The organism is Aeromicrobium sp. UBA7512 (genome assembly GCF_002476985.1).
GTDB classification, from domain to species: domain Bacteria; phylum Actinomycetota; class Actinomycetes; order Propionibacteriales; family Nocardioidaceae; genus Aeromicrobium; species Aeromicrobium phoceense.
Genome location: NZ_DLNK01000007.1, coordinates 94,144 through 106,377 on the forward strand (window position 1 = coordinate 94,144; position 12,234 = coordinate 106,377).

Genomic DNA, 12,234 nt, shown 5'->3' on the forward strand with positions numbered 1-12,234 from the left:
CTTCGGGTGGGCCGGCGCTTCGCGTTCGGGGGGGACTCAGCTCCAGTCGTCGCGACGCAGCGGGGTGAGCAGCTCGTGGATCGTGCGCTGGTCCTGCGCGCTGACGCCGCCCACGCCGAAGTCGAGCTCCGTTAGCGCCTCGGTGGCGGCGTCGAGCACCTTGGTGCCGGCCGGCGTGAGCGAGGCGAGCGCGCGGCGCCGGTCGCGCGGGTCGATGTTGCGGTCGACGAGTCCGTCGGCGACGAGCCGGTCGATGACGTTGGTGACCGAGGTGGGGTGCACCATGAGCCGCTCGCCGATCTTCGACAGCGGCAGCGAGCCCGAGGAGCTGAACGACAGCAGTCGCAGCACCTCGTAGCGCGCGAAGGTGATCCCGAACGGCTTCAGGGCACCGTCGAGGCGGGCGAGCACGATCTGGTGGACCCGCATGATCGAGGTCGCCAGGCGCATCGAAGTCGCGTCGCCGATGCGCTCCTCCCAGAGCTCGCCGGCGCGCTCGAGCGGGTCGAACTCCAGTCCTGGCATGGCTCCACCGTAGCCATCCGCACCGCCCTGCGCGTCCACGGACCGATCCCGGTGGTGTCGCCGTGGCGGGAAGGCTTAGGCTTGGCTTACCTACCCGTGATGAAAGGTACTCCCTTGCGCCTCGCACCCCTGCTGGCCGCCGCGACCCTCGCGCTCAGCCTTGCCGCCTGCGGCTCCTCCTCCGACGACACGAACGAGTCCTCGGGAGCCTCGGGCGAGAACTTCCCGGTGACGATCGAGCACGCGCTCGGCAAGACGCCGATCAAGAGCCAGCCGAAGCGGGTCGCCACCGTCGCGTGGTCGAACCAGGACACCGCCCTGGCGCTGGGCGTCGTGCCGGTCGGCATGCCCAAGGTCACCTACGGCGACGACGACACCGACGGCCTGCACCCGTGGGTCAAGGACAAGCTCGACGAGCTCGGCGGCGAGGCCCCCGTGCTGTTCGACGAGACCGACGGCATCGACGCGACCGCGGTCGCCAAGACCACGCCCGACCTGATCCTCGCGCCCAACTCCGGCCTGACGAAGGAGGAGTACGAGACCCTCAGCAAGATCGCGCCGGTCGTCGCCTACCCGGGCCAGGCCTGGGGCACCTCGTGGCGCGACGCCATCAAGCTCACGGGCCAGGCGCTCGGCAAGTCCGACGAGGCCACCCAGCTGATCTCCGACCTGGAGCAGCAGATCACCGACGCCACCGAGAAGCAGCCGGAGATCAAGGGCAAGACCGCCGTCATGAGCTGGATCGACCCGAGCGACCTGAGCAAGGTCGGCTACTACACGGCGTCCGACACCCGCGCGACCTTCCTCAACGACCTCGGCTTCGAGACGCCCGACTTCGTCACGAAGGCCTCCGAGGGGAGCGACCAGTTCTTCCTGGAGATCAGCTCCGAGAAGGCCGACGAGCTCAACGGCGCCGACGTGTTCGTGGGCTACGGCGACGACGCGGCCCTGAAGAAGGTCCAGGCCGACCCGCTGCTGGGCCAGGTCACCGCGTTCAAGAACGGCTCCGCCGCCCTGCTGGAGGACAACACGCCGATGGCCGCGGCCGTGTCGCCCTCGGCCCTGTCCATCCCGTGGATGATCGACGACTACGTCGCCCTGCTCGCGGACGCAGCCGCGAAGGTGAAGTGACCACGACGACCGATCCGACCGTGGGGGCTGCCGCGCTGACGCGACAGCCCCCGTGGTGGTTCCTCGTCAGCATCGTGGCGCTCGTCGCCGCGGTGTTCCTCTCGGTCGCGTTCGGCGCGCGGGTCGTGAGCCTGTCCGACGTCGTGGAGGCGCTCACCGGCAACGGTGACGACGTCACCTCCGCCGCGATCCGCTCACGCGTGCCGCGCACGATCCTCGCCGTGCTCGTGGGCGCCGCCCTCGGCATCGCCGGTGCCGTGCTGCAGGCCGTCACCCGCAACCCGCTCGCCGACCCGTTCATCCTCGGCATCAACTCGGGCGCCTCGCTGCTCGTCGTGATCGGCATCGCGTTCTTCGCCGCCGCCTCGATGCCCGAGTACATCTTCTTCGCGCTCACCGGCGCCGCGCTGGCGGCTGTCTTCGTCTACCTCGTCGGATCGCTGGGCCCCGGCGGGCCCACTCCGCTCAAGCTGGCGCTGGCCGGCGCGATCACCACCGCCGCCTTCACCTCGCTCTCGAGCGCGATCCTGCTGCCGCGGATCGACGTCATGCGAGTCTTCCGGTTCTGGCAGGTGGGCAGCGTGGGACGCGCCGAGAACTCCGACACCCTGATGGTGCTGCCGATCCTCGTCGTCGGCGCGGCGATCTGCTTCGCCAGCGCCCGCTCCCTGAACATCCTCGCCCTGGGCGACGAGGCCGCCGCCGGACTGGGCGTCTCGGTCGTCCGGACGCGCCTGCTGGCCGCCGCCGGGGCGATCATCCTCTGCGGCGCCGCCACCGCGCTGGCCGGGCCCATCGGCTTCGTCGGTCTCGTCGTGCCGCACCTGTGCCGGCTCGTGGTCGGGGCCGACCACCGCTGGCTGCTGCCGGTGTGCGCCACCGTCGGCGCCACCCTGCTGACCCTGGCCGACGTCGTCGGTCGCGTGCTGGGCCGCCCGGGCGAGATCGACGTCGGCGTGATCACCGCCCTCATCGGCGGACCCGTCTTCCTCTGGGTCGTCCTGCGTCGCACCGGGGGTGCCACATGACCATGACCCTCCCCACCGGCACCGAGATCGTCCACGCCGCCCGCACCCGCGGCGCGCGCCGCGCCACCTGGACCGTCGTCGGCCTGGCGATCACCCTCGTCGTGCTGTTCGTCGTCTCCCTGAGCGCCGGCGACCCCGTCTACTCGCTCGGCGACGTCTGGCGCGTCATCATCGGCGAGCAGGTGCCGGGCGCCTCGTTCATCGTCGGCGAGCTGCGCCTGCCCCGATCCGTCCTCGCGGTGCTCGCGGGCGCGGCGTTTGGCCTGGCGGGCATCACGTTCCAGACGATGCTGCGCAACCCGCTGGCGAGCCCGGACATCATCGGCATCACCAACGGCGCCAACGCCGCCGCCCTGTTCGGCATCGTCGTGCTGGGCGCCAGTGGTCTCGCGGTCTCGCTCGGCGCGGTCGTGGCCGGCGTCGCCACCGCCGCCCTCATCTACGGCCTCGCAGCCTCCGGCAAGGCCGTCGGCACGCGGCTCATCCTCGTCGGCATCGGCATCGCCGCGATGCTGCACAGCGTCACGTCGTACCTGCTGGTCTACGCCAACGAGCTCGACCTCCAGCGCGCGATGCGGTGGCTGAACGGCAGCCTGAACCTCGCGACGTGGGAGACCGTGGCGATCGTGGCGGTCCCCTTCGTCTTCCTCGCGCCGGTCCTGCTGCTGCTCGGGCCCCGCCTGGCGCTCCTGCGGCTCGGCGAGGACCTGGCCGCCGGACTCGGCGTCCCGGTGGAGACCACCCGGCGGATGCTCGTGCTCGTCGCGGTGGCGCTGGCCTCGTTCGCCACCGCGGCCACCGGGCCCATCCTGTTCGTCGCGTTCATGGCCGGGCCGATCGCCACGCGACTGGTCGGCCACCGCGGCTCGCTCATGCTGCCGTCGGCGCTGGTCGGCTCCACGCTCGTGCTGGCGGCCGACCTCATCGGCCAGTACGCCTTCGACACGCGCTACCCCGTCGGCGTCATCACCGGCGCGCTCGGCGCACCGTTCCTGATCTACCTGCTCATCCGCACCCAGCGCACGGGAGGCTCCCTGTGACCACCACCCTGACCACCGAGTCACTGACCCTCGCGTACGGCGACCGGCCGATCGTCACGGACCTCACCCTGTCGCTGCCCGCGGGGAGGATCACGACGATCGTCGGCGCGAACGCGTGCGGCAAGTCCACCCTGCTGCGCGGTCTGGCGCGCCTGCTGCCCGCCCAGTCCGGCCGCGTCCTGCTCGACGGCAGCGACATCCACTCGATGCCCACCAAGCAGGTCGCGCGGCGTCTCGGCCTGCTGCCCCAGTCGCCCATCGCGCCCGAGGGCATCACGGTGGCCGAGCTCGTGGCGCAGGGCCGCCACCCGCATCGCCGCTCCTTCGCGCGGTGGACTCCCGACGAGGACGCGATCGTGGCCTCCGCACTCGAGGACACGGGCGTGCTCGAGCTGGCCGACCGCGTCGTCGACGAGCTCTCGGGCGGTCAGCGCCAGCGGGTCTGGATCGCCCTCGCGCTCGCCCAGCAGACCGAGGTTCTGTTGCTCGACGAGCCGACCACGTTCCTCGACGTGTGCCACCAGGTGGAGGTGCTGGACCTGCTGACCGACCTCAACCGCACGCGCGGCACGACGATCGCGATGGTGCTGCACGACCTGAACCTCGCCGCGCGCTACGCCGACCACCTCGTCGCCGTGGACCGCGGGCTCATCCACGCCCAGGGCTCGGCCGAGGAGGTGCTGACGCAGGAGACGGTCAAGATCGTGTTCGGCCTCGACGCCCGCGTGGTCGAGGACCCCACCAGCGGCCGCCCCATGATCCTGCCGCTGGGGCGCCACCACGTGCGGGCCTGACGGACGGAGTTTCCCCGGTTAAGCGGGGAAACTGTCACTTAACGAGGTTCGCGAACCTCGTTAAGTGACAGGAAACCCACTTAACCGGGGAAACTGTCAGCCCGTCAGCGGACGCGGACCGTGGTCGCGTTCGCGCTGGGCGAGAGCAGCGACGAGCCGCCGTAGCGGGCCCAGACGGTGCGCTTGCCCTTGGCCGACTTCAGCGTGACCGTGGCCTTGCCGTTGCGCAGCTTGACCACCTTGGTCGAGGAGCCGACCTTAACCCGCACGGAGCCGGTGGGCGTGCCCGCCGACGACTTCACCGTGACGGTGACCTGGACGCGGCCCTTGCCGAGCGCCTTGGCCCGGACCCCGGTGCGCGAGGCCGCCTTGGCGACCTTGACCGTGGCCGGAGCCGAGGCCGACGGGGCGAAGCCCGCACCCGACGGGACGAAGTGCGCCGTCAGACGTCGCGAGCCGGGCTTGAGGCCCGACACGCTCAGGGTCGCCGTGCCGCTCGCCGGCAGCGCCCGCGAGGCGAGCACCTTCGAGCCCTCACGCACCTGCACCGTTCCGGTGGGCTTCTGCGCACCGGCCGCCGTCACCTTGACGGTGGCGCTGATCGACCGGCCGTAGGTCGCCGTCGCCGGGACCTTCAGCGTCGTCGTCGTGGCCACCACCGGAGCGGGCGCCGGGACGCCCTCGCCCTCGGGGGCCGCCCAGAACAGCGCACGCGCCGCCTGGCTCTGGCCACCCTTGGTGTGCGAGCGGTAGACCGGCGACGTGCCGAACACGAACGCCTTGGCACCCGAGGGCAGCGAGGCCGAGACCGCGGCCGGCTGGCCCGCCGCGTTCAGCGGACCGTTCGAGCCGTTCGTGTCACGCCAGTGACCCGACAGCAGCGGGTTGCCCGTGGCGTACCGCTGCTCGACCGTGACCGACTCCGGCAGCCCCGTGAACCACGTGGCCGGGTAGACGAAGGCGAACTTCTGCGCGTACGGCGCCAGCACTCCCGCGTCGGCGGTGTCGATCGTGACGATGCCGTTGCCGGAGTTGTTGCCCACCACCGCGGTGCCGTCGGCGATGAGGCCGAACGTCTTCGCCGCGTTGAAGGCACCCGCCGCGCGACCGACGATGCTGCCACCGGCGTCGACGAAGGACTGCACCGCAGCGCGGCCGGCGGCCTGGCTGTCGTTGAAGTTCAGCGCCGAGCCGAGCCACAGCACGTCGACGCCGTCGAGGATCGCCGGGTTGGCGGTGATCGTGGCAGCGGTGACGGCCTGCAGGTCGTCGAAGCCCAGCTGCGTCAGCGAGAGGAGGTCGTCCTGGTTGCCGGTGTAGCCGATCTTCAGGTCCTGCAGCCCTCGCGTGGACTCGTCGGACAGCTGCGCGATCTCGGCCGCCGTCGCCTTGTCGACGTCGACGTCGAACTCCTCGGCGGCGTCCTCGAGCGCGTCGCGGGCCTCGTCGGCCTCGACGATCGCCGAGCCGTCAGCCAGGACCGACACCGCGACCTCGTCCTCCAGCAGCGCGTTCAGCGTCCGGAAGTCGTTGACGCCGGCCAACTCGAACGTGAGGTACGAGCCGCCCGAGGCGACCTTGCCGTCGGCGTTGCCGGTGGTGACCTTCGTGGACGCCGGCAGCGAGCCATCGCCCGTGGTGCCGAACGAGTCCACGTCGACGCCCCAGAGGTGGCCCCAGCTCCACGCCGACACGTCGTACATGCTCAGGATCCCGGGCTTGTTCGAGATGTCCGAGCCGGGCGCCAGCAGGGCGTGCGCCAGGTTGCGGTTGGGCTGCGACATGTCGACCACGTACGAGCCCGCGGGATACGACGTGCCGTCGATCGTGGTCGCCGAGTCGAGGCGACGGACCGCGATGTTGTGCATCAGCAGACGCGACACCAGGAAGCGCGCGTCGGAGATCGAGCGCTGCTCCTTGCCGACCGGGATGACGAACGCGCGGGGATACTGCACGGCCGTCTGGTCGTCGGAGTCGTTCCACAGCGGCTTCCACTCGGCCGGCCCGGGGACCGCGTCGATGTTCGCCTGCGTGAGCGCGACGCGCTCGTCGCCGACGTTCGCGCGCCGGAAGAACTCGACCTGGTCGGCGAGCATCGCGTCGTCGTTGGCCACGACGTAGTCGACCAGGCTCTCCATCGTCTTCTTCGCCACGGCCACGTTGATGGTGGCGCTCGCGGGCGTCTGGGAGCTGCCGTTGGGGCGGCCCTTCGGGAGCTCCACCGTGTTGCTGACGGCACCCGCGAAGGCGGCGTACTGCGCCGTGAAGATCGGCGGGAAGTCGTCCCAGCCGGTCGGGGTGTCGCGGTAGGGGATCTTGATGTGGTCGGTGTCGTCGCTCGTGTTCTCGGGCACGACCTGGCCGGTCACCACGTTGTAGTACGTGTTGCCGGGGATCTCGGCGTCGACGACGTCGCGCTCGACCTTCAGCGCCGCGGCGTAGGCGTGCGGGATGAACAGGTCGTACTCGTAGTCGTCACCATGCGGCGGGCCGCACGGCTCGATCTGCAGCACACTCGTGTAGCCGTGGAAGTCGGCCGCGTAGAGCGCCTGCACCGCGTGCGCCGTGCGGACGAACGACGTCGACTCCGGTGTCGTGTTCGTGATCATGTCGCGGTTGGCGTCGAGGTTGAGCGCGGTGGGCCGCTGGCCGATCGTGCGGCCGTCGGGGTTGAGCACGACGCTGAAGTACAACCGGTGACCGCGCAGCAGCGACTTGACGTCGTTCCACGGGGCGGTGGCCAGCTCCTCGATGTAGTCGAGCGACGCGTCGGTGCCCTCCCACTCGTTGCCGTGGATGTTCGAGCTGATCCAGATCGGGGTCTTGTAGCCCGACTTCAGCGCCGTGTCGGTCGCGGCCTCGCCGGGGTTCGCGCGGATCTTCTTGCGCCATGCCGTCTGCTGGGCGGTCTGCTCCTCGTCCTCCGGGGCGGTGACCGTGACCAGGTACAGCTGGCGGCCCTGCGTGGACTCACCGACGATCTGCGTCGAGACCCGGTCGGACGCGCGCATCAGCGACTGCAGCCGCGGGGCGATGTCGTCATACCCGATGAGATTGCCCGTGTCGGCCGCGTCAGGGTTGGCGTCGGGGTAGACCTTGAGCTTCGGCTGCACCGGGTAGGAGTCCGGCATCGCCAAGGCGCCCGCGGGCTCGTCCTCGGCGGCGGCCGCGCGCGCGGCCTTCGCGGTGAGGGACCCGGGGGTCGTGGGCTCGGGAGCGGAGCGGACGGTGGCGGACGGTGGAGCGGTGGGCTTCTCGGCGGTGGCTGGGCTCGAGCCCAGCACGGATGCCAGGAGCGCGATGCTCGCGGCAGAGGCCAGCAGGCGGGTGGTGCGCACGGACGGACTACCCTTCGGACGGGTCCGGCAGAGCGTCTGGTGGGGCACCACCGGCAGGGGGATTGCCCGCCATCTTGCTTGCTCCGGACCCGTTCGGGGAAGGGTAAGTTGCGCTGGGGGTCAGCCTTCAGGACGGTTTAACGCACGGGACGCGTGGTGCGCCTGCGGTTTCCCAACCTCAGGGTCGCCGCGGGAAACGGCTGAAGTCCGGGGTGCGCTTCTCCTTGTAGGCGTCGCGACCCTCCTGCGCCTCGGCCTGCCCGTAGAACAGCAGGTTGGCGTCGTGGGCGAGCTGCTGGATGCCCGCGTAGCCGTCCTCGTGCGCGTGGAAGCTGAGCTTCGACAGGCGCAGCGCCCACGGCGACAGCTGCAGCATCTCGCGGCACCACTTCAGGGTCTCGGTCTCGAGGTCGGCCAGCGGCACGACGGTGTTCACCAAGCCCATGCTCATGGCCTCGTTCGCGTCGTACTGGCGGCACAGGAACCAGATCTCCTTGGCCTTCTTCGGGCCGACGAGGTCGGACAGGATGCTCGCGCCGTAGCCCCCGTCGAACGAGCCGACCTTGGGCCCGACCTGTCCGAAGCGGGCGTTGTCGGCCGCGATCGTCAGGTCACAGACCAGGTGCAGCACGTGGCCGCCGCCGATGGCCCAGCCGGCCACCATCGCCACGATCGGCTTGGGCGTGCGGCGCATCTGCACGTGCAGGTCGGTGACATCGAAGCGGCCGGTGGCGCCCTCGTCGGACTTGTAGCCGGAGTCGCCGCGCACCCGCTGGTCACCGCCGGAGCAGAAGGCCTTCTCGCCCTCACCGGTCAGCACGATCACGCCGACCGACTCGTCGTCACGCGCGATCGTGAGGGCGCGCGAGATCTCGCGGATCGTCTGCGGGCGGAACGCGTTGTGGACCTCGGGGCGACAGATCGTGATCTTGGCGATCCCATCGGCCGTCGTCTCGTACCGGATGTCCGTCCACTCGCCCGCGGCGTTCCACTCAGTCATGGTTTCCACCCTAGGGTGGGCCGCGATGCACGATGACCTCGGCTTCGACCTCCCGCCGCTCGGCCCTGCCCGGCGCGTGGTCAGCCTCGTTCCCTCCCTCACCGAGGCGATCGCCGCCACGCGTCCCGAGGCTCTCGTCGGCGCCACCGACTGGTGCACGCACCCGGCCGGGCTCGAGGTCGCCCGCGTGCGCGGGACGAAGAACCCCGACCGCACGGCGATCAAGGCGCTCTCCCCCGACCTCGTGATCGCGAACAAGGAGGAGAACCGCGAGCTCGACGTCACCCGCCTACGCGCGGCGGGCATGCGGGTCTGGGTCACCGACATCACCACGCTCGACGAGGCGTTCGCGAGCCTGCGCCGCCTGTTCGACACGGCGCTCGGCTGGGGCGCCCCCGCATGGCTGGACGAGGCCGAGCGGGTCTGGAGCGAGCCGGCCGCCCCCGACGGCCGCCGCGTCGCCGTGGCGATCTGGCGCGATCCGTGGATGGTCGTCGGCCGCGACACGTTCACCGGCGACCTGCTGCGGCGGCTCGGGCTCGTGCACGCGTTCGCCGAGGCGTCGGACCGGTATCCCCACGTCAATCTGGACGAGCTGGACTCGGCCGACCTGGACCTCGTGCTGCTGCCGGACGAGCCCTACGTGTTCACGGGCGCCGACGGGCCCGAGGCGTTCCGGGCGGTGCCCACCGCGCTGTGCAGCGGCCGGGCGCTCACCTGGTACGGGCCGTCGCTGCTGACCGCGCGCGACGAGCTGGCCGCCGCGCTGGCCTGATCAGTCGCGGGGCTCGTCGATCTCGTCGATCGTCTGCTGCGCGACGGCCTTGCGCACCTGGGCCTTCTTCGAGATCGACTTGCGGGCCGACCGCGCCGACTTCTTCGGCGTCACCGTCTCGATGTCGCTGCCGGAGACGATCTTCGGCTCGTGGGCGATCACGTAGGGCGTCTCGCCGACGATCGCGTTGTGGCTGCGCCACAGCAGGTACTTCAGCGTCAGGTTCGTCATGGTGGCGAAGCGGTTGCGGTTGCCGAGCAGCAGCGCGACGTGGACGGTGACCCAGATGAACCAGGCCGGGAAGCCCTTGAGCCGCGGCAGGCCACGGACCTCGGCGATCGCGGCGGCACGGCCGATCGTGGCCATCGTGCCCTTGTCGAAGTACTTGAACGGCTTGGGCAGGTCCTTGCCCGAGACGCGCGCCTTGATCACCTTGGCGACGTGCTTGCCGCCCTGGATCGCCGGCTGGCCCAGCTGGGGCAGCGGCGAGTCGGGGTTGACCGAGATGTCGCCGATCGCGAAGACGCCCGGCTTCCCGCGGACCTGCTGGTGCTCGTCGACCTCGATGCGGCCGCCACGGCCCTGCGGCAGGCCCCAGTCCTTCACCACGCCGTGGGCGGCGACGCCGGAGGCCCACACGACGATGCCCGCGCTGAGGAACTCCTGGTTGCCGTCGTTCTCGATGAGCACGCCGTCGCGGCGGACCTCCTTCACGGCGGTCTTCAGGCGCAGGTCGATGCCGCGCTTGATGAGCTCCTTCTTGGCGTACTCGCGCAGCTTCGGGTGGAAGGGCGCGAGCACGTGCTCGCCCATCTCCACCAGCGAGATGTGGATGCGCTTGGAGTCCAGCTCGGGGTAGGTCGTCGGCATGTCGAGGTTGCGCATCTCGGCGAGCGCGCCCGCGGTCTCGACGCCGGTGGCGCCACCGCCGACCACGACGACGCGCAGGTCCTGGTCCTGGCCGTTGACCGCGGCGTTCTCGAGGTTGGCGAAGATCAGGTCGCGCAGGGCGAGCGCCTGGGAGCGGCGGTAGAGCGGCATCGCGAACTCCTCGGCACCGGGGATGCCGAAGTAGTTGGCCGTGACGCCGTTCGCGAGCACGAGGTAGTCGTAGGTGACCGTGATGTTGCCGTCCAGAAGCACCGACTTGGCCTCGTGGTCCATCGACACGACGGTGCCCTTGAGGAAGCGGATGTTGTCCTGCTTGGCGCGCACGGCGCGCAGGAACCACGTGATGTCGCCGGGGTTCAGGCTGGCCGTGGCCACCTGGTACAGCAGCGGCTGGAACGTGTTGTAGGTGTGCCGGTCGATCAGGGTGATGTCGACGTCGGCTCGCGCGAGCTTGCGCACCAGGGCCAGTCCGCCGAATCCGCCTCCCACGACGACGACGTGTGGACGATAGGACGCTCGGACCATGGACATGAGATCCAGCCTAACGAGCCTTTTTCATCGGTTCACGCCGGAGTGGCCGGTGTGAGCACGATCATGCCCGGCGGAACCACGCTTTCGCCTCAGGACGCGACAGCTGGACGATCACCACGATGGCTCCGAGGATCCACACCAGGCCGACGGGCAGCCCGAGAGCCGCGAAGCCGGCCGTGACGACGCTCACGACGACGAGCGCCCACCAGCCCAGCGGCGCGCCGGAGGCGGCCCACGCGGTGGCGGCCAGACCGACGAGCGAGAGGACGAGCCACCCGCCGAACAGCCAGGTGCCGAGGGTGACCATCTCGCCGGCGGTGATCCCGGCACTGTCGAGCTGGCGTTGCAGGAGGTCGTTCTGCTCGTACTGGGCGGTGACCTCGTCGCGAAGTCCGACGAGGGCCAGCAGGACGACGCCCGAGCCCAGCGCGCCGACCAGGTAGGCGATGCCCGAGATCAGCAGTGCCAGGCCGACGGGCCGCGGCCGGCCACCGGCGGGAACGGCGCCCGAGAGCGGCACGGTGGCGTGCTGGGCGGGGTCGTACGGCGGCGGCTGGACCGGCTGACCGGGCTGCACCGGCTGGTTCGCCGGGCCGGGCGGGGTGAACTGGGTGGGCGCGGACGGCACCGACGGAGCGGTGCCGAGCGACAGGGGTGTGCGTCCGTTCATCACCGCGAACCACTCACGCGCCGGGGCGGTCCACAGCAGGTACACGATCAGCAGGCCGAGGATCGCCGGCAGCAGGCCGGCCACGCCAGTGGCCAGGAAGCCCGCCGCGCCGACGCCGGCGAGCACGCTGAGGCCGATGCGCGAGGACTGGTGGCCGCGCGCGGCGTAGAACGAGAAGACGGTCGCGGCGATCGCGCCGACCAGCAGCGCCATGATCACCCAGCGCAGGTTGGGCAGGACGGCGTCGGGATCGGCGCCGGTCGGCTCGAGGACCTGACGCAGCCCGTCCTGGACCTCGATCGAACCCCAACCCGCCAGCACCTCGTACAGCGCGACGGCCGCCAGGATGCCGCCGAGCCCGCCGTACACGCACGCGAGCGTCACCGAGCGGGGCCTGGGGGTCGACATGCCTTCGATCCTCCCAGATCGCGCCTGACGCCCTCACCCCCGGACCGAGCCCGTTCCCGCCCTGACGCGACGGCGCCTCCCCGGGGGATTCCCGGGGAGGCGC

The 12,234-nt window shown here is 70.9% G+C and carries 10 protein-coding genes; 5 read left to right on the forward strand and 5 right to left on the reverse strand.

What is annotated here, in order from left to right; genetic code table 11:
• Window positions 1-36: 36 nt before the first annotated feature.
• Window positions 37-525 (reverse strand): MarR family winged helix-turn-helix transcriptional regulator, encoded by a 489-nt coding sequence (locus B2363_RS11425; RefSeq protein ID WP_286930293.1) that lies wholly within the window; start codon window positions 523-525, stop codon window positions 37-39.
• A gap of 114 nt (window positions 526-639) precedes the next feature.
• On the opposite strand from B2363_RS11425, the gene B2363_RS11430 reads away from it, so the two are divergent.
• The 4 genes from B2363_RS11430 to B2363_RS11445 are packed head-to-tail and all read left to right on the forward strand — an operon-like array spanning window position 640 to window position 4,518.
• Window positions 640-1,656: an iron-siderophore ABC transporter substrate-binding protein gene (locus B2363_RS11430; RefSeq protein ID WP_286930294.1), complete on the forward strand. Its 1,017-nt coding sequence runs from the start codon at window positions 640-642 to the stop codon at window positions 1,654-1,656.
• On the forward strand, window positions 1,653-2,684 hold the full coding sequence (locus tag B2363_RS11435) for a FecCD family ABC transporter permease (RefSeq protein ID WP_286930296.1): 1,032 nt from the start codon (window positions 1,653-1,655) through the stop codon (window positions 2,682-2,684). The genes B2363_RS11430 and B2363_RS11435 overlap by 4 nt, the downstream gene beginning before the upstream one ends.
• Complete coding sequence (locus B2363_RS11440) at window positions 2,681-3,724, forward strand: FecCD family ABC transporter permease (RefSeq protein WP_286930298.1); 1,044 nt, start codon at window positions 2,681-2,683, stop codon at window positions 3,722-3,724. Before B2363_RS11435 ends, B2363_RS11440 begins: the two co-directional genes overlap by 4 nt.
• Complete coding sequence (locus B2363_RS11445) at window positions 3,721-4,518, forward strand: ABC transporter ATP-binding protein (RefSeq protein WP_286930300.1); 798 nt, start codon at window positions 3,721-3,723, stop codon at window positions 4,516-4,518. The genes B2363_RS11440 and B2363_RS11445 overlap by 4 nt, the downstream gene beginning before the upstream one ends.
• A 104-nt stretch (window positions 4,519-4,622) precedes the next feature.
• On the opposite strand, the gene B2363_RS11450 is transcribed toward B2363_RS11445, so the two are convergent.
• Window positions 4,623-7,856 carry a M14 family metallopeptidase gene (locus tag B2363_RS11450; RefSeq protein WP_286930302.1) on the reverse strand — a complete coding sequence of 1,078 codons (3,234 nt, stop codon included), beginning with the start codon at window positions 7,854-7,856 and terminating at the stop codon, window positions 4,623-4,625.
• Between the two features lie 178 nt (window positions 7,857-8,034).
• Window positions 8,035-8,856, reverse strand: a complete 822-nt coding sequence (gene menB, locus B2363_RS11455) for a 1,4-dihydroxy-2-naphthoyl-CoA synthase (protein ID WP_286930304.1) — start codon at window positions 8,854-8,856, stop codon at window positions 8,035-8,037.
• A gap of 25 nt (window positions 8,857-8,881) precedes the next feature.
• Between menB and B2363_RS11460 the strand changes: the two genes are divergently transcribed.
• On the forward strand, window positions 8,882-9,631 hold the full coding sequence (locus B2363_RS11460) for a helical backbone metal receptor (protein WP_286930306.1): 750 nt from the start codon (window positions 8,882-8,884) through the stop codon (window positions 9,629-9,631).
• On the opposite strand, the gene B2363_RS11465 is transcribed toward B2363_RS11460, so the two are convergent.
• Window positions 9,632-11,053 carry an NAD(P)/FAD-dependent oxidoreductase gene (locus B2363_RS11465; protein ID WP_286930308.1) on the reverse strand — a complete coding sequence of 474 codons (1,422 nt, stop codon included), beginning with the start codon at window positions 11,051-11,053 and terminating at the stop codon, window positions 9,632-9,634.
• Between the two features lie 61 nt (window positions 11,054-11,114).
• Entirely contained in the window at window positions 11,115-12,131 is a 1,017-nt protein-coding gene (locus B2363_RS11470) for a hypothetical protein (protein ID WP_286930310.1), read from the reverse strand.
• Window positions 12,132-12,234: the final 103 nt, after the last annotated feature.

Coding starts and splice junctions, on each gene's coding strand:
- menB (WP_286930304.1), bottom strand. CDS start 8,856: ATGACTGAGTGGAACGCCGCGGGCGAGTGGACGGACATCCGGTACGAG.
- B2363_RS11440 (WP_286930298.1), top strand. CDS start 2,681: ATGACCATGACCCTCCCCACCGGCACCGAGATCGTCCACGCCGCCCGC.
- B2363_RS11470 (WP_286930310.1), bottom strand. CDS start 12,131: ATGTCGACCCCCAGGCCCCGCTCGGTGACGCTCGCGTGCGTGTACGGC.
- B2363_RS11460 (WP_286930306.1), top strand. CDS start 8,882: ATGCACGATGACCTCGGCTTCGACCTCCCGCCGCTCGGCCCTGCCCGG.
- B2363_RS11465 (WP_286930308.1), bottom strand. CDS start 11,053: ATGTCCATGGTCCGAGCGTCCTATCGTCCACACGTCGTCGTCGTGGGA.
- B2363_RS11425 (WP_286930293.1), bottom strand. CDS start 525: ATGCCAGGACTGGAGTTCGACCCGCTCGAGCGCGCCGGCGAGCTCTGG.